Source organism: Methylobacterium sp. D53M, from assembly GCF_053345625.1.
Genome location: NZ_JBKFAL010000002.1, coordinates 114,750 through 132,904 on the forward strand (window position 1 = coordinate 114,750; position 18,155 = coordinate 132,904).

General features: G+C 72.7%; 29 protein-coding genes. 14 read left to right on the plus strand and 15 right to left on the minus strand.

The window, feature by feature from the left end; genetic code table 11:
- Window positions 1-134: 134 nt before the first annotated feature.
- The 3 genes from ACLBYG_RS04700 to ACLBYG_RS04710 all read right to left on the minus strand — a co-directional run bounded on the left by ACLBYG_RS04700 (window position 135) and on the right by ACLBYG_RS04710 (window position 1,889).
- Window positions 135-665, minus strand: coding sequence for a MucR family transcriptional regulator (locus ACLBYG_RS04700; protein ID WP_447680752.1), 531 nt, complete (start codon window positions 663-665; stop codon window positions 135-137).
- Window positions 666-1,026: 361 nt separating this feature from the next.
- Window positions 1,027-1,329, minus strand: a complete 303-nt coding sequence (locus ACLBYG_RS04705) for a hypothetical protein (protein ID WP_020090988.1) — start codon at window positions 1,327-1,329, stop codon at window positions 1,027-1,029.
- Window positions 1,330-1,463: 134 nt separating this feature from the next.
- Window positions 1,464-1,889: a hypothetical protein gene (locus ACLBYG_RS04710; RefSeq protein WP_447680753.1), complete on the minus strand. Its 426-nt coding sequence runs from the start codon at window positions 1,887-1,889 to the stop codon at window positions 1,464-1,466.
- Window positions 1,890-1,985: 96 nt separating this feature from the next.
- On the opposite strand from ACLBYG_RS04710, the gene ACLBYG_RS04715 reads away from it, so the two are divergent.
- Both ACLBYG_RS04715 and ACLBYG_RS04720 read left to right on the plus strand, forming a co-directional pair.
- Window positions 1,986-2,744 (plus strand): CDP-diacylglycerol diphosphatase, encoded by a 759-nt coding sequence (locus ACLBYG_RS04715; protein ID WP_447680754.1) that lies wholly within the window; start codon window positions 1,986-1,988, stop codon window positions 2,742-2,744.
- Between the two features lie 95 nt (window positions 2,745-2,839).
- On the plus strand, window positions 2,840-3,169 hold the full coding sequence (locus ACLBYG_RS04720; protein WP_447680755.1) for a hypothetical protein: 330 nt from the start codon (window positions 2,840-2,842) through the stop codon (window positions 3,167-3,169).
- 43 nt (window positions 3,170-3,212) lie between these two features.
- Here the strand turns inward: ACLBYG_RS04720 and ACLBYG_RS04725 are convergent, their stop codons facing one another.
- Window positions 3,213-3,380: a hypothetical protein gene (locus ACLBYG_RS04725; RefSeq protein ID WP_447680756.1), complete on the minus strand. Its 168-nt coding sequence runs from the start codon at window positions 3,378-3,380 to the stop codon at window positions 3,213-3,215.
- Window positions 3,381-3,534: 154 nt separating this feature from the next.
- On the opposite strand from ACLBYG_RS04725, the gene ACLBYG_RS04730 reads away from it, so the two are divergent.
- Complete coding sequence (locus ACLBYG_RS04730) at window positions 3,535-3,780, plus strand: hypothetical protein (RefSeq protein WP_447680757.1); 246 nt, start codon at window positions 3,535-3,537, stop codon at window positions 3,778-3,780.
- A 15-nt stretch (window positions 3,781-3,795) separates the two neighbouring features.
- Here ACLBYG_RS04730 and ACLBYG_RS04735 read toward each other — a convergent pair whose 3' ends face one another.
- Window positions 3,796-3,984, minus strand: coding sequence for a hypothetical protein (locus tag ACLBYG_RS04735; protein ID WP_020090982.1), 189 nt, complete (start codon window positions 3,982-3,984; stop codon window positions 3,796-3,798).
- 167 nt (window positions 3,985-4,151) lie between these two features.
- The gene (locus ACLBYG_RS04740) at window positions 4,152-4,415 is read right to left on the minus strand and encodes a hypothetical protein (RefSeq protein ID WP_026604594.1); all 264 of its coding nucleotides are present in this window, start codon (window positions 4,413-4,415) and stop codon (window positions 4,152-4,154) included.
- Between the two features lie 217 nt (window positions 4,416-4,632).
- On the opposite strand from ACLBYG_RS04740, the gene ACLBYG_RS04745 reads away from it, so the two are divergent.
- From ACLBYG_RS04745 to ACLBYG_RS04755, 3 genes are all read left to right on the plus strand, one after another.
- On the plus strand, window positions 4,633-5,022 hold the full coding sequence (locus ACLBYG_RS04745; protein WP_427507210.1) for a hypothetical protein: 390 nt from the start codon (window positions 4,633-4,635) through the stop codon (window positions 5,020-5,022).
- A gap of 21 nt (window positions 5,023-5,043) precedes the next feature.
- Window positions 5,044-5,244, plus strand: coding sequence for a hypothetical protein (locus tag ACLBYG_RS04750; RefSeq protein ID WP_020090979.1), 201 nt, complete (start codon window positions 5,044-5,046; stop codon window positions 5,242-5,244).
- A gap of 65 nt (window positions 5,245-5,309) precedes the next feature.
- Window positions 5,310-5,615, plus strand: a complete 306-nt coding sequence (locus ACLBYG_RS04755) for a hypothetical protein (RefSeq protein WP_447680758.1) — start codon at window positions 5,310-5,312, stop codon at window positions 5,613-5,615.
- 46 nt (window positions 5,616-5,661) lie between these two features.
- On the opposite strand, the gene ACLBYG_RS04760 is transcribed toward ACLBYG_RS04755, so the two are convergent.
- The gene (locus ACLBYG_RS04760) at window positions 5,662-6,066 is read right to left on the minus strand and encodes a hypothetical protein (protein WP_091676081.1); all 405 of its coding nucleotides are present in this window, start codon (window positions 6,064-6,066) and stop codon (window positions 5,662-5,664) included.
- A 208-nt stretch (window positions 6,067-6,274) separates the two neighbouring features.
- On the opposite strand from ACLBYG_RS04760, the gene ACLBYG_RS04765 reads away from it, so the two are divergent.
- Complete coding sequence (locus tag ACLBYG_RS04765; protein WP_447680759.1) at window positions 6,275-6,520, plus strand: hypothetical protein; 246 nt, start codon at window positions 6,275-6,277, stop codon at window positions 6,518-6,520.
- 42 nt (window positions 6,521-6,562) lie between these two features.
- Here the strand turns inward: ACLBYG_RS04765 and ACLBYG_RS04770 are convergent, their stop codons facing one another.
- Both ACLBYG_RS04770 and ACLBYG_RS04775 read right to left on the minus strand, forming a co-directional pair.
- A complete protein-coding gene (locus ACLBYG_RS04770) occupies window positions 6,563-7,303 on the minus strand; it encodes a DUF4336 domain-containing protein (protein ID WP_447680760.1) in 741 nt (246 codons plus the stop codon).
- Between the two features lie 103 nt (window positions 7,304-7,406).
- On the minus strand, window positions 7,407-7,991 hold the full coding sequence (locus ACLBYG_RS04775) for a YgjV family protein (RefSeq protein ID WP_447680761.1): 585 nt from the start codon (window positions 7,989-7,991) through the stop codon (window positions 7,407-7,409).
- Between the two features lie 412 nt (window positions 7,992-8,403).
- On the opposite strand from ACLBYG_RS04775, the gene ACLBYG_RS04780 reads away from it, so the two are divergent.
- From ACLBYG_RS04780 to egtD, 3 genes are read left to right on the plus strand one after another with little or no spacing between them, the layout of a single operon-like run.
- The gene (locus ACLBYG_RS04780) at window positions 8,404-8,631 is read left to right on the plus strand and encodes a hypothetical protein (protein WP_447680762.1); all 228 of its coding nucleotides are present in this window, start codon (window positions 8,404-8,406) and stop codon (window positions 8,629-8,631) included.
- The gene (locus ACLBYG_RS04785) at window positions 8,628-9,602 is read left to right on the plus strand and encodes a methyltransferase (protein ID WP_447680763.1); all 975 of its coding nucleotides are present in this window, start codon (window positions 8,628-8,630) and stop codon (window positions 9,600-9,602) included. The genes ACLBYG_RS04780 and ACLBYG_RS04785 overlap by 4 nt, the downstream gene beginning before the upstream one ends.
- A complete protein-coding gene (gene egtD / locus ACLBYG_RS04790; protein WP_447680764.1) occupies window positions 9,599-10,558 on the plus strand; it encodes an L-histidine N(alpha)-methyltransferase in 960 nt (319 codons plus the stop codon). Before ACLBYG_RS04785 ends, egtD begins: the two co-directional genes overlap by 4 nt.
- A gap of 70 nt (window positions 10,559-10,628) precedes the next feature.
- On the opposite strand, the gene ACLBYG_RS04795 is transcribed toward egtD, so the two are convergent.
- Window positions 10,629-10,853, minus strand: coding sequence for a hypothetical protein (locus tag ACLBYG_RS04795; protein ID WP_020090971.1), 225 nt, complete (start codon window positions 10,851-10,853; stop codon window positions 10,629-10,631).
- A 205-nt stretch (window positions 10,854-11,058) separates the two neighbouring features.
- Here ACLBYG_RS04795 and ACLBYG_RS04800 point away from each other — a divergent pair, with 205 nt between their 5' ends.
- Window positions 11,059-11,787: an SDR family oxidoreductase gene (locus ACLBYG_RS04800; protein WP_132368038.1), complete on the plus strand. Its 729-nt coding sequence runs from the start codon at window positions 11,059-11,061 to the stop codon at window positions 11,785-11,787.
- A gap of 16 nt (window positions 11,788-11,803) precedes the next feature.
- Here ACLBYG_RS04800 and ACLBYG_RS04805 read toward each other — a convergent pair whose 3' ends face one another.
- Together ACLBYG_RS04805 and ACLBYG_RS04810 are read right to left on the minus strand one after the other, a co-directional pair.
- On the minus strand, window positions 11,804-12,247 hold the full coding sequence (locus ACLBYG_RS04805; RefSeq protein ID WP_020090969.1) for a DMT family transporter: 444 nt from the start codon (window positions 12,245-12,247) through the stop codon (window positions 11,804-11,806).
- Window positions 12,248-12,290: 43 nt separating this feature from the next.
- Entirely contained in the window at window positions 12,291-12,740 is a 450-nt protein-coding gene (locus ACLBYG_RS04810; protein WP_132368039.1) for a DMT family transporter, read from the minus strand.
- Between the two features lie 216 nt (window positions 12,741-12,956).
- Here ACLBYG_RS04810 and ACLBYG_RS04815 point away from each other — a divergent pair, with 216 nt between their 5' ends.
- From ACLBYG_RS04815 to ACLBYG_RS04825, 3 genes are all read left to right on the plus strand, one after another.
- Window positions 12,957-14,966, plus strand: coding sequence for an OPT family oligopeptide transporter (locus tag ACLBYG_RS04815; protein WP_020090967.1), 2,010 nt, complete (start codon window positions 12,957-12,959; stop codon window positions 14,964-14,966).
- A 155-nt stretch (window positions 14,967-15,121) separates the two neighbouring features.
- Entirely contained in the window at window positions 15,122-15,595 is a 474-nt protein-coding gene (locus tag ACLBYG_RS04820; RefSeq protein WP_091676107.1) for a DUF2243 domain-containing protein, read from the plus strand.
- Entirely contained in the window at window positions 15,592-15,747 is a 156-nt protein-coding gene (locus ACLBYG_RS04825) for a hypothetical protein (RefSeq protein WP_020090965.1), read from the plus strand. The genes ACLBYG_RS04820 and ACLBYG_RS04825 overlap by 4 nt, the downstream gene beginning before the upstream one ends.
- A gap of 46 nt (window positions 15,748-15,793) precedes the next feature.
- On the opposite strand, the gene ACLBYG_RS04830 is transcribed toward ACLBYG_RS04825, so the two are convergent.
- The 3 genes from ACLBYG_RS04830 to ACLBYG_RS04840 all read right to left on the minus strand — a co-directional run bounded on the left by ACLBYG_RS04830 (window position 15,794) and on the right by ACLBYG_RS04840 (window position 18,110).
- Window positions 15,794-16,555 carry an amino acid ABC transporter ATP-binding protein gene (locus ACLBYG_RS04830; RefSeq protein ID WP_091926431.1) on the minus strand — a complete coding sequence of 254 codons (762 nt, stop codon included), beginning with the start codon at window positions 16,553-16,555 and terminating at the stop codon, window positions 15,794-15,796.
- The gene (locus ACLBYG_RS04835) at window positions 16,552-17,232 is read right to left on the minus strand and encodes an amino acid ABC transporter permease (protein WP_056522924.1); all 681 of its coding nucleotides are present in this window, start codon (window positions 17,230-17,232) and stop codon (window positions 16,552-16,554) included. The genes ACLBYG_RS04830 and ACLBYG_RS04835 overlap by 4 nt, the downstream gene beginning before the upstream one ends.
- 92 nt (window positions 17,233-17,324) lie before the next feature.
- On the minus strand, window positions 17,325-18,110 hold the full coding sequence (locus ACLBYG_RS04840) for an amino acid ABC transporter substrate-binding protein (protein WP_447680765.1): 786 nt from the start codon (window positions 18,108-18,110) through the stop codon (window positions 17,325-17,327).
- Between the last annotated feature and the right edge of the window lie 45 nt (window positions 18,111-18,155).

The window sequence follows — 18,155 nt, forward strand, 5'->3', positions numbered from 1 at the left end:
CGTTCCGACGCGCGCCGGTCCGGGACCGGCCGGGCGGTGACGGGTGGGTCCGGCGAGGCCGTACCCGGTCCCGTCATCTCAGGTCCTGACGCGCGGGGCGCCGGCAGTGCGCGCCGGAGCGCGCGGCCGGGGCCTCACGCCTCCGCGGCGGCCTTCCGGGTCTTGCGGCCCTTGGGAGCCTTCGTGCCGGCGCCGGCCTCCGCCGCGACGCTCTCCGCGGGCTCGCTCCGCTTGGCGGCCGGGCCGCGGCGCTTGTGGCCGAGGCCGGCGTTGCGGGCGAACTCGGCGCGCATCGCCGAGTAGTTGGACGCGGTCGTCGGGTAGTCCGGCGGCAGCCCGTAGCGCTGCCGGTACTGCTCGATCGTCATGCCGTTGCCGGTGAGATGCCGCTTGAGCGTCTTGTACGGCTTGCCGTCGATGAAGCTGATCAGGGCGTCGGGCGTGATCGACTTCTTGATCTGCGCGGGCGTCGCCTTCTTGAATTCGGGCTCCGACGTGACCGTCGTGTGCCCGAGACCGGCCAGCGCGGCGTGGACGCCGGACAGCAGCGACGGGAGGTCGGGAACCGGAACGGAGTTGTTGGCGACATAAGCCGAAACAATATCGGCGGTCAGCTCGACGAAATCGATCGGGTCCTGATGCGGTGCAGGATTGCTATCTTCCATGGGCGCCTCTCACGTGTGAGTGATCCATGAACGTGCATTCGCTTCTCGACAGTCAAGTCCTTATCTGCACGAAGATAACCCATTATGCCTGTTATCTACCGAATGGAGTGGCGAATACCAACATAGATCAGTGGCGCATTTCGCGCCGGATCTTTCGCCCGCCGGCACCCCGACTGCCGGATCCTCGGGCGCCTCCGGCCGCAGCCGACCGGCCGGACCGGGCGGGGTTCTTCACAAAGCGTTAACCCTGACCGTGGTCACTGACAGGGTCGCTCCGGCTTTGGGGGTAAGAAGCCGAACGACAGGCGGGCCGAGCCCTGCCCCTCCATGCTCGGCCCGCGCCCTCGCGCCGCGGCGACGCTCAGGCGTTGGCCGCGGTCCCGATCGGCGTGGCGATCGCGCCCCGCGTCCCGGGCGGGATGACGGCCTGCAGGACCCGGGCGGGCCCGGCCGCGTAGTCGGCGCGGTAGCTGCGCTCGAGGGTCATCAGGGTGCGCATCGGCGCCTCGGCCAGATCGAGCAGGCGGGCGTCGCGCCAGCGGAGCTTGGTGAGGCCGGTGCGGCTGAACCACCGCGGCCTCTCTTCCTCGACGAGCAGGACCAGCTTGCCCGTCCACGTCTTGCGGAACCAGAACCGTCCCGTGAGCTTGGCCGCGCCGAACATGCAGCACCTCGCGTGAGAGCCCCTTCAAAGCAACGCGGGTCAAGCTCGGCGGTTTCCGCGCGCGGCCCGTCGTCCGGCACCGGACCGGCGCCGCGGCCATGCGCCGGCGGCATGGGCGCGACGGCGGACACGGCTCAGCCGCAGGTGCGGTCGCTCAGATCGCGGCCGGCCAGGGTGGTGCCGGCCGCGGTGCCGCCGGCGAGGGCGCGGTCGGCCAGGATCGCGAGCGGGCGGCCGGCCAGGGCGCCGACGAGCCCGGCGGCGGCCTTGATCAGGAAGTCGTCGAACCGGCCGTGGCGGGTCCCGGTGAGGGTCTGGCCGGCTTCCAGGCCGCCGGCCAGGACGACGCTGCCCGCCAGGATCCAGAGCCAGTGCCGCGGGTAGGCCACCGTCATGAGCAGCCCGGCCAGTGCGTAGGCCGCGACGCGCTCGTAGCTGGGATTGGCCGTGACCACCGGGCGGAGGCCGATCGGCACCAGCGTGATCGCGGCGATCAGCGCCACCAGGATCCAGGCCGCGACCCGTATCAGGCCGTGCCACTGCGCGTTCGATCTCAGCATCGCGGAAACGTAACCTCGCGGCGACGGCGGCCGCGTACAACGATGGCGCGCCGCCCGACGTATCATAACGCCGGCCGGGGACCGGAACATCTGATCATGCGTGGTACTCTGGTCGTCGCGACCCTTCTCGCCTTCTCGGTGATGCCGGCCGCCATCGCGGCCAATCCGGTGCGGGACGTGCTCTGGGTGGCGCTGCAGGGCTGCGTGCTCGCCACGAAGGCCGCGGGCCGGAGCTTTCCCTGCCTCGCGGTCGATCTCGGCGACGCGGCGCGCCCGGGAACGGCGGTGCTGCGGGCGCCGGGCCAGCCTACCCACACGGTGGTGATGCCCACCGACAGCGTCTCGGGCATCGAGGCCCCCGTGCTCCAGGGACCGCGGGGAGCGGCCTACTGGCGGGCGGCGCTCGCGGCCCGGCACTACGTGTCGGACGCGCTGCAGGGCCGCCTGCCGCCCTCCGCGGTGGGCCTGGAGGTGAATTCCGTGGGCGGCCGCAGCCAGGATCAGCTGCACATCCACCTCGACTGCATGCGCCGGAGCGTCACGGCGGCCCTGAAGGCCCACGGCGACGCCGTCGGCGACAGCTGGGCTCCGTTCCCGGTGCCGCTGGCGGAGGTGTCCTACCTCGCCATGCGGGTCCCGGCGGACGCGGTCGCGGCGTTCAACCCGTTCGCCGCTCTGGCCCGCGTGCCCGGCTGGCAGGGCCACCTGCACGACGCGAGCTTCGCGGCGGTGGAGGCCGATCCCGGGGATCCGCGGGGCGGGATGATCCTGCTCGCCTATCGGGAGCCTGAGGCCAGTGCCGAATACCTGATGGATCACGGCTGCCGGGTGGCCAGGCACGGCCGGGCCGGCTGACCGGCGGCCGAGCCCAGCCGTGCCGAGCCGCGGCCACTGTTGCTGCTACGTTCTATCCCTCGGGGGCACGAATCGGGCATAGAGCGAGCATGCGCATGCCGGTGCTCAGCTTGTCCGCGATGCTCCTCCTGACCACCGGACCTGCGGTTGCGGGGCCGGCCGCCGGAGCCACCGATCCGGCCGAGCTGGAGCGCGCGTGGCACCGCTGCCTGCGGGACGCCACGGGGCATCAGCCGACGGGGCAGAGCCGCGCCGGCGACGAGCGCAACGCCCTCGACGAGTGCAAGGCCCGCGAGGATGCCCTGGTGGCGGCCCTGATGTCCGGCGCGCGCCCGGCGGACGCCCGCACCGGCACGGTGTGGTCACGGACCTGGGCGGCGTTCGTGGAGCCGCTCGCCGCGTGGCTCGGCGCGCTGCGGCGCTGAGCGCGGCGCGGTCTCCGCGCCGATCGTGCCGGGTGATACGGCGTCAGGCGCCGCCGATGCCGGTCGTCATCGTGCCGCTGCCCCGGCATTCGGAGCACTGCGCGTCGGCGACCTTGCCGGTGCCGCCGCAGGTCCGGCACAGGTTCTCCCCGGTGCCCGGCGTGCCGGGCGGGGCCTCGTCCCCGGGTTTGCGCGGATCCGCCTCGGCCATCGTCACCCCTCTCCGGACGCCCGTTCCTGACCGGCAAACCGTGTCGGTCCGGCGCTGTTCCCGGTCGCGTGCGTCGTCGAGGCTCGCTGCCGTCCGCGGCGTCGCACCGCGCACGGCCCGGCGAACCGCGGCCCGCGCGGGCCGTTGGCCGACCATGAGCGATCAGACCTCCAAGCCGCACCCGGATCCCGTCACCGAGGCGCGCCAGCGCGAGATGGCGACCGAGCATCTCCTTTTCGGGACGATGCGGTTCCTGGCGCGGCAGAACCCGGAGCTGCTGGACGAACTCGAGGGCAGCCTCGTCCACCTGTGGGATACGGTCGAGGGCGAGGCGCGGGACGATGAGGCCGTGCGGACCATCGCCCGGCGCATGCTCAAGGGGCTGCGGGCCGAGCGATGATCGGCCCGGCCCGGCTCACCGCTGGGCGGCGTCGGTCACCTTGATAGTCGGGATCATCGCCACGGCCTGCGCGGTCACGCGGTCGAACGTCTCCCCGGTCAGGCCCCGCTCCGTCGCGAGCTTCCGGATCCGGTCCGCGTGCTGCGAGAGGGTCAGGCCGAAATAGGTCTTCTCTGCCGCCTGTTCGACAGACTCGTTTGCCACGTGTTCACTCCTGTTCATGATCGGTGAGGCGCGCTGATTTGGGCCAGGGCCGCCGGGGCTTCAACCCCCGGCCGCGGCCACCGCACCCCGGCCATGAACCGCGGTCATGGCCGGGGCGCCGTCAGGACTACCGTCTTGCCGACGCCCTGCCGCCGCCGGGCCACCTCTCAGCGGTTGCAGCCGATGCAGATGCCGCGGGTGATCGCGTCGTTGCGCTCCTCGACGGCGTCGCGGCGCTCGATGCTGCCGGTCTCGTTCGGGCCGAGGGCGCCGGGATTGGGCACCGTCTGGCCGGTCGCGGCGGTATGGGGCGCCTTGGCGGTGGTGGCGGGCCCGCCGCCGGTGCCCGTCTGGCTCACCGGGTCGGCCCAGGCGGTGACGGAGGCCAGGGTCAGGGCGGCGGCCATGGCGAGAGTCGCGGATCTGCGCATGTGAAGCTCCCAGCACTGCGTGCGTCGGTCTGTGCGAAACTGACGCACGCGCGCGCGAGAAGTTCCCGCCTCCGCGCGCGATCGGCACCCCGGCGCGAGTCGTTCGGCGGCTGAATGCGGCCGTTCACCTTCGGGCGTAACGGCTAAGCCATTTTGAGAACTGTCTTCGCTTCCGAATTCGGGAATCGTGGTGCTGTAACATTCGGAGGCGTACGTCATGAACCCGACCGTCAAGGCCGTGCTGCTGAACGAGCGGGCCTCTGTGCTCTCGGCGATCGCGGCGCGTCAGGGCACCGTCTCCGACCTCCTCGTGCAGATCAACGGCGTCGAGAACGATATCTGGCGGCTGCGCCACCGCCTCATCGATATCGAGGCGTACCTGGTCGGGCATCGCGTCGAGCTGCCGGATCTCGGCGAAGGGCAGACGGAGAGTGCGGACGGGACGGAGGTTCTCGTTCCGCGCAATGCGGCGCCCCAGGCCGCGACCCGGTCGGTCGAGGTGATTGGCTTGCCGACCTGCAAGCCCCTCGGCGATTTCGTCCGGCCGAAGACGTCCGCGCGGAAGGCCCAGGCGGCCGCCGGGCCCCGCCAGGTCGAGACCGCCTGAGGTCGTCCGGGGATCACGCCCATGCACCGCATCCGCCTGGCCCTTCGGCGGAGGGCCCCCGTGCCGCCGGCGCCGGCGCTGCCCGAGAGCCTGACCCGCTACGTGTCGCCGCCGGCTCCCGAGGCCGGCTTGATCACCGCGCCGCTCCGGGACATCGGCATGGCGCTGCTCGTCGGTGTCGTCGTCGCGCTCGTCGGCGGCCGGATTCTCGAAGCCTGGTAGCCGGTCCTGACTGTGTCCCGGCCATGGCCTATGAGGATCGGTGAGGATCCCGAGGGGGTGGACGGATGGGCAACGGCGACGGCAGCGGCGCGCCGAGCGCGAAGATCGCGGAGGTTCAGCGCCTGGCCACGGCGCTCGCGGCGCGCGTGCGCTACGCGCAGCTGGTAGGCCGCCCGGTCTACGAGGCGCAGATCTCCGCGCTGGTCGGCGCGGCCCGCCTGATGGATGAGGAGAGGGCCCCCTGGCCGCCGATGGTGGAGGAGGTGCTGACCGAGCTCGCCCGCGCGATCGAGGGGACCGAACCCGCCGCGGAAGGCGAGGCGGACGATTCTGGTGGAGACCCGGCGAGGGACGCGCCCGGACAGCCCTGAGCGCACCGCTCCCGTCGCCACACCCCCGTCGCCACCCTTGTAACGGTCATCGCGCAATCGCGCCGGACCTCCGGCCGGGATCGCCCGGAGATGGGCCGCGCCTGTCGCGCGCTCTCAGCCAGATGGCGGCATCCAGCATGACGACGGGCGCCACCGCCAGGGCCGCGGCCAGGGTGCGGTTGCGCCGCGGGTTCGAGGGCGTGGCGCGGGTCGCCAGCAGGCCGGCATCGAGGAGATCCCCGCCCACCCGCAGGCCGAGATGCCGCTCCGGCTCGGCGGCAGCCAGGATCGCCGCGCCCGAGGCGATCTCGCGCAGGCCGTAGAGCTGGATCAGGCCCTCGTGGCCGTCGAGGCCGGTCGCCGCGGCGACGCGCCGGGGCGCGAAGGTCTCGGCGAGGCCGAGCCCGATCCCGAACCAAGCCAGCCCGCGGGCCATCTGCCTGTCATCCATCTGCGATCCTGCTCCGCGCGGCCACCGGTCCATGGTTGGCCAACCGGGCGGTTCCGGCCGTGTTCCGGACCGCCGCGAGGCCGGAACTTCGGGGCGAAGGGCTGATTGATCAGTGTGCCGGCACGGAGATCCGCGCCGTCGCCGCGGTGCGACGATCGCCTCCGGTCGCACGCCCTCAACCCGCTCGCGTCGTGAAGGCGATGGCCGCATGATCCTGAGCCTGCAGGCCGTGCAGGTCGCGACCGGCAGCGACGATGCCGAGAGTCAGCTCGTCTTCGCCGACGGGTTCCTGGTCGCGGTCCTGGTCCGTCTCTCGGCGCAGCACGGGGCCGATGCCGGGAAGTGGTTCCTCGAAGCCGGGTTCGGCCCGATCGATCCCCTCGCGCCGCCGCTGTTCGCGGACCTGCCGGCGGCCCGGGCCTGGATCATGCGGAAGCTGATCGCCGCGGCCTGACGGCGGCGACGGCGAAACTCGGGGTGATCCTCGGGGTTATCCTCAGGACGGCGTCCCGAGCCAGCGGAGCGAGCGTCTCAGCCGGGCCGCACCGTCCGCGGCGAACCAGAGTCCGTGCGCGAACACGACCCGTTCCGGCGCCAGGCCGACGAGCTCCGCGGCCGCCCGCGCGGCGTCGCGCCGCCGGAGCCTGATCACGAGGCGCAGGTAGGGCGGCGGCTCGCCGTGCGGCGGCGTCATGCGGGCGAGGCGCAGGAGCGGACGCAGCAGCGCCGGCATCTTCGCGGGCTCCAGGTTGAGGACGAGGTCGGTCAGGATCAGTGTGCGGCTCGCGCCGTGGAAGAACGCGACTTCCCGGAAGCCGAACCCGCCCGGCACGACGACCTGGCGCAGGTCTGCCGCCCAGTCGGGCGGCGGCGCATCCTCCAGGACCCGGTCGACGCGCAGGCCGGCGCGGCGGACCTGGCGACGCTCGCGGAGGTTGGGGGCTGCCCAGGTCAGGGCCTCCGGACACTGGGTCTGCCAGTCCTTCAGGAAGGTCCAGTGGGCGATGTTGGGCGCGACCAGGTGGCGGATCGGTCCGAGCGCGGCGATCGCGCGGTGCAGGCCCGCGTCGTAGCGCGTGGGGGAGTGCAGCCAGACCGATCCGTCCCCGAGACGGACGACGGTCATCCGGACGGGCAGGGGGATGCCGAGGGCGCGGAGCGGCCCGCTGTCGACGATCCAGACGCACTCGGCCACTGGCTTGAGCACGTCGAGGGGTGGATAGGTCGCGTCCGGCAAATCCCGCTCTCTTCCTCGGCCGCGGGACGTCACGCGCCCGCTCCCGTGCAACGGCGGGGCCGCGGCGGGTTTCCCGGATCCATCGCCGCAGGCCCGGGGCGTCTCACGCCCGCGCGCAGTCGGGCGCGACCGGCTCCATCGGCGGAACCGGGGCGGCGCGCAGCAGCGCGATCGCGAGACCGAGGATCGTCAGCACGTCGCAGGTCAGTCCGAAGACCGAGCCGACCAGGAGATTGTGCCCGGCCCAGCACAGGGAGGCGCCGAGGAAGAGCTGGCGCATCACCTGCGGCGCCGCCTGGAGCCGCGCGCCGGTGGCGAGCAGCGAGCCCGCGGCCGCGCAGGCCGACGGCCAGCCGTTCCACGTGGCCGCCGTCAGGCACGCCGCCGCGAGGGTGCTCGCGGCGAAGACGGGCGGCACCCAGCCGCCCCGGCCGGGCGCGCCGACGCAGCGGAGGGAGACGAGGCTCTGCAGCACCGAGATGGCGCACATCGCCGTCCCGGTGAGCGCCCCGAGCGTCAGGTAATGCGCGCCGAAGCAGGCGGCACAGGCCGCCGAGGCCGCGAGGATCCAGGCGCGCCGCGGCATCACCCCCGCAGTAAAGCCCAGGATCAGGCCCAGCGACCCGAACAGATCGAGGTGCGTCGCGGCGGCGGCGGACCAGGAATACAGGAATGATGCGGCGTTCATCGTGCGCGACCGGCCGGCGCGGGGGCGCCGTTTCAGTCGATCGCGCTAGGATCGCCCGGTAATCGGATGGTTAACGCCGCCTCCGGCGACGATCGCGACCCGGCGAGCGTGTCCGCGCCGCCGCACCGCGGTCCCGCGCGGCGACCAGTCGTGCCCACATGTCGGTGGGCCCGATCATCGGTCATTCCGTGTGTCGATCTACATCATGTGAGTATTAAACCAAAACAAGATGTTTGAACTCCGGAATTAACATAGATCAGGGGCCGATCTGCGCGTATTGCGCAGGGAACAATGCCTGCGGCTTCCGGTTCTCCGGGCATTCGAGTCGGGACGACACCGCGGCCGGTCGGGCGGGGGTGCGCGCGCCGGCTACCGGTGGTGTGAACCGACGCTCCGATGCAGCTTCCCACGTATGACGATCACCATCCCGTCGCCGCGCGGTTTTGGGACTTCATCGGGCCTGGACGACGCCCGCATCTACCTGGCCCTGCTCGCCTTCCTCTGTCGGTACCGCGCGCAGCCGGGCCTGTTCCGGAGCTTCGCGGTGCTGTTCGACCGGGGACGTCCGGCAGGTCGCCGCCGGTCGCGCGTCGTGCGCCTTCGTGATGCGCCGGATGGACAGCTGAGGGCCGACCGATGACGCGTTCCGTTTCGACTGCCGCTCCGTTTCCCGCGGACGAGGAGGCGGTGCTGGCGCTGGCGCGCGCCCTGCGCGAGACCGGCTACACCTTCACCACCGTGACTCCGGCCACCCACGCCCACGTCAACGCCCGGCCGCGGCACGCCGAGGCGCGCAGCCTGCGCGACGTGTTCGGTTGGAGCCGGCCGTTCCGCGCCGACCTGGTCCCGGAGCCGATCCTGCGCCTGATGCGGGCGGCCGGCGCCGTGCTCGAGGACGGCCCGCTGCTGCGGCCGACGCTGCGCGTCTCCAGCCTCGACGGCGAGCTGTTCGCCCATTCCGCGTATCCCCCGAGCGCGGCCGACGCGGTGTTCTTCGGGCCCGACACGGCGCGCTTCGCCGCGGCGGTGATCGCGCATCTCGAGGCGCGGTCGCGGCCGGTGCGCCGCGCGGTCGATATCGGCTGTGGCTCGGGCGCGGCCGGGATCTGCGTCGCCAAGAGGGCGTCGGGCGCCGAGGTGGTGCTCGTGGACATCAACCCGGCGGCCATGCGGGCGGCGCGCGTCAACGCCCGGCTCGCCGGGACCGACGGGGTCGACGTCCGCCGCAGCGACATGCTGCGCGACGTCGAGGGCCCGTTCGACCTCATCGTGTCGAACCCGCCCTTCATGATCGACACGGCGGAGCGGGCCTACCGGCACGGCGGCGGTCCCCTCGGGGCCCGGCTGCCGCTCGCGGTGGCCGAGCAGGCGGCCGGGCGGCTCGCGCCCGGCGGCAGCCTCGTCCTGTTCACCGGCGCGGCGATCGTCGACGGCGAGGACCCGTTCCGCGACGCCGTGGCCGACCTCTGCGACCGGGCCGGGCTGGACTGGACCTACCGCGAGTTCGACCCGGACGCGTACGGCGAGGAACTCGCGACGCCCGCCTACGACGCGGTCGAGCGGCTCGCCCTCGTCGTCCTGACCGCCACGCGCCCGGTGACCCGGCCATGACCGACAGCATGACCGACAGCTCGACCGACAGCTCGACCGACACCTTCCTCCGGGACGCCCTCGCGGGCCTCTCCGCCGAGCCGAAGACGCTGCCGGGAAAGTATCTCTGGGACGAGACCGGCTCGGACCTGTTCGACAGGATCTGCCACAGCGCCGACTACTACCCGACCGCGCAGGAGATGACCGTCCTGCCGCAGGTCGCCGCCGACGTGGCGCGCCGGGTGACGCCGGGGGTGACCGTCGTCGAGTTCGGCAGCGGCGCGAGCCGCAAGATCCGCACGCTCCTCGACGCGCTGCCCGAACCGGCGGCCTACGTGGCGATCGACATCTCCGGGGCGTACCTGGAGGCCGCGATCCGGCGGCTCGCCGCCGATTACCCCGGCATCCCGATGATCCCGGTCTGCGCCGACTACTCGCAGCCGGTCCAGCTGCCGCGAGGGGCCGGGCCGGGGGGCATCCTGGGCTTCTATCCGGGAACGAGCATCGGCAACTTCGACCCGCGCGGGGCCCGGCAGTTCCTCGAGCGCGTGCGCGCCACGCTCGGGCCGAGCCTCTTCCTCGTCGGCGCGGACGGCACCGCCGACCCGGACCGCCTGCAGCGCGCCTACGGGCGCGCCGACGGCCTCATGGCCGCGTTCCACCGCAACATCCTGACGCGGCTGAACCGGGAACTCGGCGCCGATTTCGACAGCGACAATTTCCGACACGCCGTGCGGATCTGCCCGGACCCGCTGCGGGTCGAGGCCCACCTCGTCGCGACCCGGCCGGCGACCTACCGGCTGGGGGGCCGGACCATCGCGTTCGCGGCCGGGGAGAGCGTCCGGACCGACACGTCGCACAAGTACCCGGCGGACGCCTTCCGGGCGCTCGCGGCCGAGAGCGGCTGGCAGCCCCGCGCCCTGTGGACGGGGGAGGGCGGAGATTTCAACCTCCACCTGCTGCAGGCGGAGGCCTGACCCGGCGCGGAACTCTTCTCGCGACACGCTCGCGCGCGCCGGGCCAGTAGTTAATCCGGCGGCGGGCGCTCTAGACGGCCTCGATCGGCGCGTGCTTGCCGTCGTGGGCGGAGCCCGACTCCATGCTCCGCGTCTCGCCGGCCTGCCGCTGGTCCCGGGCCGGCGGCGGGTAATCCGTCAGCGGGCGCCAGGGGGCGGACGGAGTGCCGAGGCGCGCGCCGGACGGCCGCATCGACATCCAGATCGCGACGGCCATCCACGGGACGACGAAGAAGACGAAGGCGGCGAGCCCCACGGCGATCCTCCTTAGGTACGGTGACGCCGGGAGAACGCCGGAACAGCGGCCGCGGATCCGACGCGATCGGGCCTGGAGCCCGGCGCGGTCAGAACCTACAAGGATGGGCCGCTCGGCCGGGCCCACCGGACCTGATCGGCGGCCCCGCCGGGCGCGGCCCGGTCCGGACGCCCGCGCGGCGCCGCGCAGCCTGCTGGAGCGAGCAATGGCAGATCTTTCCGGAAAGACGGTCCTGGTCACGGCGGCGGGTCAGGGGATCGGGCGCGCCAGCGCGCTCGCCTTCGCCCGCGCCGGGGCACGGGTCCACGCCACCGACATCAACGCGGACGCCCTCGCCGACCTGCGCGCCGACAGCCTGAGCACCGCGACCCTCGACGTGCTGGACGCGGAGGCGGTCGGGGCCCTGGTCGCGCGCATCGGCGCGGTCGACATCCTGTTCAATTGCGCCGGCACCGTCCACGCCGGCACCATCCTGGAGATGCGCGACGACGAGCTCGACTTCGCCCTCGACCTCAACGTCAAGGCGATGATCCGCACGATCCGGGCGGTCCTGCCCGGCATGCTGGAGCGCCGCGACGGCGCCATCGTCAACATGGCCTCGGTCGCCTCCTCGGTGAAGGGCGTGCCCAACCGCTTCGCCTACGGGGTGACGAAGGCGGCGGTGATCGGCCTGACCAAGGCGGTGGCCGCCGACTATGTCGGCCACAACATCCGCTGCAACGCCATCTGCCCCGGCACGGTGGAGAGCCCGTCGCTGCAGGAGCGCATCCGCCAGCAGGGCGACTACGAGCAGACCCGCGCGGCCTTCATCGCGCGCCAGCCGATCGGCCGGCTCGGCACGCCCGAGGAGATCGCCGACCTCGCCGTCTACCTCGCGGGCGCGACCTACACGACCGGCCAGGCCGTCGTGATCGACGGCGGCTGGACGATCTGATCCGCCGGGGCGGGCCTCAGAACCGGGCGACCAGGGCCACGCCGCCGATCATCAGGGCGCCGCCGAGGATGCGCCACAGGCCGGCCTCGTGGACCTTGAAGCCCACGAGGCCGAAATGGTCGAGCAGGATCGACGTGACGACGCCTGCCGTCACGATCAGTCCGAGAAAGGTGGCGGCCCCGATCCGCGCGGAGACGGAGAGCTGCGCCATCGTCAGGCCCGCGCTCATCACGCCGCCGAGCCATGCCCACCAGGGCACCTGCGCGAGGCGGTCCAGCGTCGGCCACCCGTACTGCCCCGTCACCAGCATGGCGACGCAGATCGCCGCGACGCTGACGACGAGGCTCACCACGCCGGCGAGCAGCGGCCGCGCGAGGGACTTGGCGAGGCCCGCGTTCTGGCCCGGTTCGATCGCGGTGGCGATGCCCGCGAGCAGCGCGAAGCCGTACAGGAAGAGCATGCTGGGATCCTGAGGGTGCGAGGCGTTCGGATCGACGGTCCCGTTAGAACGCCGCCACGAGGGTGACGCCCGCGACCATCAGCGCGCCGCCGAGGATGCGCCAGCGCCCGGCGCGGTGGCGCGCGAAGCCCACGAGGCCGTGATGGTCGAGGAGGATCGAGCCGACCACGCCCGCGGTGATCACGCAGCCCAGGAACGGCGCCGCGCCGACTTTCTCGGAGATGTAGAGCTGCGCCAGGACGACCGCCGCCCCGAGCACGCCGCCCGGCCAAGCCCACCAGGGCACGGGCGTGGCCGCTTCGGCCTGGGAGCGGCCGCGCAGCCGGGCGACGGCCATCGCGGCGAGGAAGCAGGCGATCGCGAGGCCGAAGCAGAACAGGCCGGCCAGCATCGGCTGCCCCGTGACCTTCGCCAGCGTGGCGTTCTGGCCCGGCTCGATGGCGTTCGCGACGCCGGCCACGAGGGCGATGCCGTAGAGATACCACTTGGACAAGGCGGCGCCTTCCCGTCGAGGAGCGGATCGCACCCGGACGGGGCGGTCTGCTGCCAAACCCGCCGCCGCGCCGGGTGACTGCATCACAGGCCCGGTCGGCGCCGGGACAGATCGCCCCAGGGCGGGGCGGGGCAGGGTGAGGCCGGGCGGGCCGGGCGCGGCGCGGGAACGTTTCCGGCCCCTCGCGTGCTGTGCCTGTGGCAGCCCGAGTGGACGATGGACGCCCGCAGCCCGACGATCACGCCGACGACGCAGGACCGTCAGGCCGAGCTGACCCTGCGGGGGATCGCGCTCGGCGCGGCCATCACGGTCGTGTTCATGGCCGCCAACCTCTACATGGGCCTGAAGACCGGGATGACGTTCTCGTCCTCGATCCCGGCCGCGATGATCTCGATGGGCGCGTTCCGGCTGATGGGCGGCGCCGGCATCCTCGAGAACAACATCGTGCAGACGCAGGCCTCGGCGGCCGGCACCCTGTGCAACGTCATCCTGGCGCTTCCCGGGCTCGTCCTCGTCGGCCACTGGCACGGCTTCCCGTTCTGGCAGACTACGGCGGTCTGCCTGCTGGGCGGCCTGCTCGGCGTCGCCTTCTCGATCCCGCTCCGCCGCGCCCTCGTGTCGGGCAGCGATCTCCCCTATCCCGAGGGCATCGCCGCCGCGGAGGTGCTCAGGACCGGCCACGAGGAGCAGGGCGGCCACGGCCTGCGGGACCTGCTCGGGGCCGCCGCGGCCGCCGGGACGATCGGGCTCGCCACCACGGGGCTGAAGGTCCTGGGCGAGGGGCTCAACGGTGCGGTCAGCCTCGGCGGCGCGGTGTTCCGCACCGGGACCGGCTTCTCGCTGGCGCTGGTTGGCGTCGGCTACCTCGTGGGCATCGGCGCCTGCCTCGCGCTGCTGACCGGCGTCCTGATCGCCTGGGGGATCGCGGTCCCGATCCTCACCGCCCTGTCGCCCGATCCCGCCAAGTCGGCGGGCGCGGCCGCCGAGGCGGTCTGGTCGGGCCAAGTGCGCCTCATGGGCGCCGGTATCATCGCGGTGGGCGGGCTCTGGACCGTGGGCTCGCTGGCGCGCCCGATCCTCGGGAGCATCCGCGCCGCCCTGTCGGGCAGCGGCGGTCTCGGCAAGGATCACCCGCGCGAGGACCGCGACCTGCCGATCACCTGGGTGGCCGCCGCGACCCTGGGCCTGTGCGTGCCGCTCGCGCTGCTGTTCTGGGCCTTCGCCGGGGCCGCCGACCTCGGCGGCCTGACGATCGTGCTGGCGGTGGCCGCCACCCTGTTCACCGTCCTGTTCGGCTTCCTGATGGCGGCGGCCTGCGGCTACCTCGCGGGCCTGCTGGGCTCCTCGTCGAGCCCGATCTCGGGGATCGGCATCCTGACCACGATGGCGACCGCGCTGCTCCTGCCCCTGGTCCTGGGGCATTCCGCCGGGCCCGAGGGAGACCGGTTCGTCACCGGCATGGCGCTGCTGCTGACGTCGGTCATCATCACCACCTCGTCGATCGCCAACGACAACCTGCAGGACCTGAAGACCGGGCAGGTGCTCGGCGCCACGCCCTGGCACCAGCAGGTCGCGCTCATCCTCGGCGTCGGGGTCGGCGCCGTGGTGATCGCCCCGCTCCTGTCGCTGCTCTACGAGGCCTACGGCTTCGTCGGTGCCCCGGCGCGGGACGGGCAGGACGCGGGGAGCGCCATGCCGGCGCCCCAGGCGGCCCTGATGACCCAGATCGCCAACGGCATCACGCACGGCGAGTTGCCCTGGACCATGGTGCTGATCGGCGCCGGGCTCGGGGTGGTCCTGGTGGCGGCCGAGACGTGGCTGAAGCGGCGCGACCTCACCTTCCCGGCCCTGACGGTCGGCATCGGCATGTACCTGCCGCTCTCGGTGGAGATGACGATCGCCATCGGCGGCATCCTCGGCTGGGTCGCCGAGCGCCGGCTGCGCGCCCGGGTCGGCGCGAAGGGCGACGCGAAGGCTGACAGGACGGTCGGCACCGCCCGCCGCCGGGGTGTCCTCCTCGCGTCCGGGTTCCTCGTCGGCGAGAGCTTCGTGGGCGTGCTGCTCGCCGGCACCGACCTCCTGGCGGGCCACAGCTCGGCGATCGCCGTCGCAGGCAAGGATTTCGCGCCCTACGCCACCGGGCTCGGACTCGCGGTCTTCCTGGCGGGGCTCGCCGTCTACCTGCGGATGGTCTCACGACCGGAAGCGGTCCCGCGGGAGGCGTGACGGATCCGCCGGCGCCCCGGGCGGGTTCCCCGCAGGACGCCGTCGCCCGCGCGGCCGCGGCCTCCGCCACGCCGGAGTTGCGCATGAGAGCGGCTGACAGAGCGGCTGACAGGGCGGCTGAGAGAGCGGCCGACACCCGGGAGCGCGTCTTCCCCGTGAGCGCCGGCATCCTGTTCGGGCTCGGCCTCGGCGGCTTCTTCGACGGGATCGTGCTGCACCAGATCCTGCAATGGCACCACATGCTGAGCAGCTGGTACCCGATCGACACGATCCCGAACCTCGAGCTGAACACCCGCTGGGACGGCCTCTTCCACAGCGCGACCTACGTCTTCGTGGTCCTCGGGCTGTTCCTCCTCTGGCGCGCCGCGCACCGCACGCACCTCTACTGGTCCAGCAAGCTGCTCGCCGGGTCGCTCCTGATCGGCTGGGGCCTGTTCAACCTCGTCGAGGGCCTGATCGACCACGAGATCCTCGGCGTGCACCACGTCAACGAGCGGGCACCGCCGGAGCAGTGGCTCTACTGGGACATCGGCTTCCTGCTCTGGGGCGGCGCCATGCTGGCCGCGGGCCTGGGCCTCGTGGTGGTCGGCAAGGGCGAGGAGGCGTCGCTGGCGCGGAATCCCGCGTGAGGGCCGCCGGTCCCGGCCTGCGCCCGGTCCTGCCCTGGCTCGCCCTGGCGGCCGGCCTGATCCTCGCCACCCTGCCGGCCTGGCGGCCCCTGGTCTTCGGGACCGCGCTCACCGTCGAGGATCTTCTCACGCTCCGCTGCCTGACGCGCTGAATCCCGCGTCCCGGCCCGTTCCGTAGGCCCCTTCTCAGGCCTCTTTTCACGCCCCTTCGGCCGCCTCGCCGAGCAGCGTCCGGACGAACCGGCGGGTGCGCGGGTCGGCCGGCCGGGCGAAGACGTCGGCGGCCGCGCCCTGCTCGACGATATGCCCCCCTTCCAGGAACACCACCGTGTCGGCGACGCGCCGCGCGAGGCGCAGGTCGTGGGTCGCCATCAGCATGGTCGTGCCCGCGTTCGCGAGGCCGGCGAGTACGTCCACCACCTCGGCGGCGAGTTCCGGGTCGAGGGCCGAGGTCGGCTCGTCGCAGAGCAGCAGGCGCGGGGACGGGGCCAGCGCCCGGGCGATCGCCACCCGCTGCTGCTGGCCGCCCGACAGGCTGGCGGGCCAGTCCGCGGCCTTGTGGGCGAGGCCGACGCGCTCCAGCAATTCCAGGGCGCGCGCCCGCGCCCGGTCCTGCGGCCACTTGCCGACGGTGACGAGCCCCTCGGTGACGTTCTCCATCACGGTCCGGTGGGGGAAGAGCTGGAAGTTCTGGAACACCATGCCGGTCTGCCGGCGCACGGCGAGCACGTCCCGCCGCGCCGGCGGGCTGCCGGGCCGGAAGGTGAGGCGTATGTCGCCGAGGGTCAGCGTCCCGGCCTGCGGGACCTCCAGCAGGTTCGCACAGCGCAGGAGCGTTGACTTGCCCGAGCCCGAGGGGCCGATCAGCGCCGTGACCCGCCCCTCCGGCACCGCGAGGTCGACGCCCCGCAGGACCGGGTTGTCGCCGAAGCGCTTCTCGATGGCCGACAGGGCGATCACGCGCGGGCCTCCAGGTAGCCGCCGTAGCGCCCGAGGCGCCGCTCCAGCAGCGTCTGGAGCCAGGACAGGAGCGTCGACAGGACGAGGTAGATCAGCGCCACCTCGATGTAGAGGATCAGCGGCTCGTAGGTGACGGCGACGATGCGCTGGGCCGCCTGGAACAGCTCCGGCACCGTGATGGCGGCCGCGAGCGAGGTGTCCTTCACCAGCGCGATGAAGGAGTTGGCGAGCGACGGCACCGCCACCCGCGCCGCCTGGGGCAGGATCGTGCGGCGCAGGGCCTGGACCGGATTCATGCCGGTGGCGTAGGCCGCCTCCCACTGGCCCTTCGGGATGGAGGCGATGGCGGCGCGGACGATCTCCGACGTGTAGGCGCCGACGTTGAGGGTGAACCCGATCACGGCGGCCGGGAAGGCGTCGATCAGGATGCCGGCGCTCGGCAGGCCGTAGAAGATCACGAACAGCTGCACGAGGAGCGGCGTGCCCCGGAAGATCCACACGTAGAACCACGCCAGGGCCGCCAGGGGCCGGGGCGCGAACAGGCGCACGAGGGCGGTCCCGAGCCCCAGCGCGAGGCCCAGCACGAAGGTGATGAGCGTCAGCGGCACGGTGAAGCGCAGGCCGGCCGCGAGCAGCGGCCCCAGCGACTGGAGCATGAGGTCGAGCCAGTGCGGCACGGGGCGGCGTCTCCTACCGGGCGATCGAAGCGTGGGGCTGTACGGGGCGGCGCCCGGGCGGGATCCGTCCGGGCGGCCCCTCTGCGGACGGTCTACTTGGAGACGTCGGCCCCGAAGTACTTCTGGGCGATCGCCGCGTAGCTGCCGTCGGCCTTGATCGCCTCCAGCGCCTTGTCGATCGCGGCCTTCAGCGCCGGGTTGTTCTTGCGCATGATGATCCCGGAGGCGTCCGCGTCGGCCTGCTCGGCGGCGATCTTCACGGGGGCGCTCGGCTTCTGCTTGTGGAAGTCCAGGAACGACAGGCTGTCGTTGACGGTGGCGTCGGCGCGGCCGGTGAGGACGAGCTGGATCGACTGGTCGAAGCCGTCCGTCCCGACGAGCTCGGCGCCGGACTGCTCGGCGAGGCGCGCGAAGTTGCTGGAGAGGCTCTGGGCGGCCTTCCTGCCCTTGAGATCCGCGAAGGACTTGATGTCGGACCGGTCCGCCCGGGTGATCAGCACGGCCCGCGCGCGGATGTAGGGCTCGGAGAAGTCGAACTTCGCCTGCCGCTCCTTGGTGATGCCGACTTGGTTGATCACCACGTCGTAGCGCTTGCCGTCGAGCCCGGCGATCAGCCCGTCCCACTTGCCCTCGAGGAATTGCGGCGTGACGCCCAGCTGCTCGGCGACCTTGCGGCCGATCTCGACGTCGAAGCCGACGAGCTGCCCGGACGCGTCGTGGAACGTGAAGGGCGCGTAGGTGCCCTCGGTGCCGATGCGCAGGGTCTTGGCGGCGCGAATCGCGTCGAGATCGTCGGCCCGCGCGGGCGCGCCGGCGATTGCGCTGAGGAGCGTCGCCGCGACGAGCGCCGCGACGCGGCTCGCAGAGAAGAATCGCATTACAGTAGCTCCGAAAAGAAAACGCCGTTCTCGTGCGGCCGCCGC

What these genes read in the sequence shown, in the direction of transcription:
- ACLBYG_RS04800 (WP_132368038.1), top strand. Translation starts at nt 11,059, where the DNA reads ATGGCAGATCTTTCCGGAAAGACGGTCCTGGTCACGGCGGCGGGTCAG.
- ACLBYG_RS04785 (WP_447680763.1), top strand. Translation starts at nt 8,628, where the DNA reads ATGACGCGTTCCGTTTCGACTGCCGCTCCGTTTCCCGCGGACGAGGAG.
- ACLBYG_RS04730 (WP_447680757.1), top strand. Translation starts at nt 3,535, where the DNA reads ATGAGCGATCAGACCTCCAAGCCGCACCCGGATCCCGTCACCGAGGCG.
- ACLBYG_RS04725 (WP_447680756.1), bottom strand. Translation starts at nt 3,380, where the DNA reads ATGGCCGAGGCGGATCCGCGCAAACCCGGGGACGAGGCCCCGCCCGGC.
- ACLBYG_RS04710 (WP_447680753.1), bottom strand. Translation starts at nt 1,889, where the DNA reads ATGCTGAGATCGAACGCGCAGTGGCACGGCCTGATACGGGTCGCGGCC.
- ACLBYG_RS04720 (WP_447680755.1), top strand. Translation starts at nt 2,840, where the DNA reads ATGCCGGTGCTCAGCTTGTCCGCGATGCTCCTCCTGACCACCGGACCT.
- ACLBYG_RS04700 (WP_447680752.1), bottom strand. Translation starts at nt 665, where the DNA reads ATGGAAGATAGCAATCCTGCACCGCATCAGGACCCGATCGATTTCGTC.
- ACLBYG_RS04805 (WP_020090969.1), bottom strand. Translation starts at nt 12,247, where the DNA reads ATGCTCTTCCTGTACGGCTTCGCGCTGCTCGCGGGCATCGCCACCGCG.
- ACLBYG_RS04750 (WP_020090979.1), top strand. Translation starts at nt 5,044, where the DNA reads ATGCACCGCATCCGCCTGGCCCTTCGGCGGAGGGCCCCCGTGCCGCCG.
- ACLBYG_RS04715 (WP_447680754.1), top strand. Translation starts at nt 1,986, where the DNA reads ATGCGTGGTACTCTGGTCGTCGCGACCCTTCTCGCCTTCTCGGTGATG.
- egtD (WP_447680764.1), top strand. Translation starts at nt 9,599, where the DNA reads ATGACCGACAGCATGACCGACAGCTCGACCGACAGCTCGACCGACACC.
- ACLBYG_RS04755 (WP_447680758.1), top strand. Translation starts at nt 5,310, where the DNA reads ATGGGCAACGGCGACGGCAGCGGCGCGCCGAGCGCGAAGATCGCGGAG.
- ACLBYG_RS04705 (WP_020090988.1), bottom strand. Translation starts at nt 1,329, where the DNA reads ATGTTCGGCGCGGCCAAGCTCACGGGACGGTTCTGGTTCCGCAAGACG.
- ACLBYG_RS04765 (WP_447680759.1), top strand. Translation starts at nt 6,275, where the DNA reads ATGATCCTGAGCCTGCAGGCCGTGCAGGTCGCGACCGGCAGCGACGAT.
- ACLBYG_RS04760 (WP_091676081.1), bottom strand. Translation starts at nt 6,066, where the DNA reads ATGGATGACAGGCAGATGGCCCGCGGGCTGGCTTGGTTCGGGATCGGG.
- ACLBYG_RS04780 (WP_447680762.1), top strand. Translation starts at nt 8,404, where the DNA reads ATGACGATCACCATCCCGTCGCCGCGCGGTTTTGGGACTTCATCGGGC.
- ACLBYG_RS04740 (WP_026604594.1), bottom strand. Translation starts at nt 4,415, where the DNA reads ATGCGCAGATCCGCGACTCTCGCCATGGCCGCCGCCCTGACCCTGGCC.
- ACLBYG_RS04815 (WP_020090967.1), top strand. Translation starts at nt 12,957, where the DNA reads ATGGACGCCCGCAGCCCGACGATCACGCCGACGACGCAGGACCGTCAG.
- ACLBYG_RS04775 (WP_447680761.1), bottom strand. Translation starts at nt 7,991, where the DNA reads ATGAACGCCGCATCATTCCTGTATTCCTGGTCCGCCGCCGCCGCGACG.
- ACLBYG_RS04840 (WP_447680765.1), bottom strand. Translation starts at nt 18,110, where the DNA reads ATGCGATTCTTCTCTGCGAGCCGCGTCGCGGCGCTCGTCGCGGCGACG.
- ACLBYG_RS04745 (WP_427507210.1), top strand. Translation starts at nt 4,633, where the DNA reads ATGAACCCGACCGTCAAGGCCGTGCTGCTGAACGAGCGGGCCTCTGTG.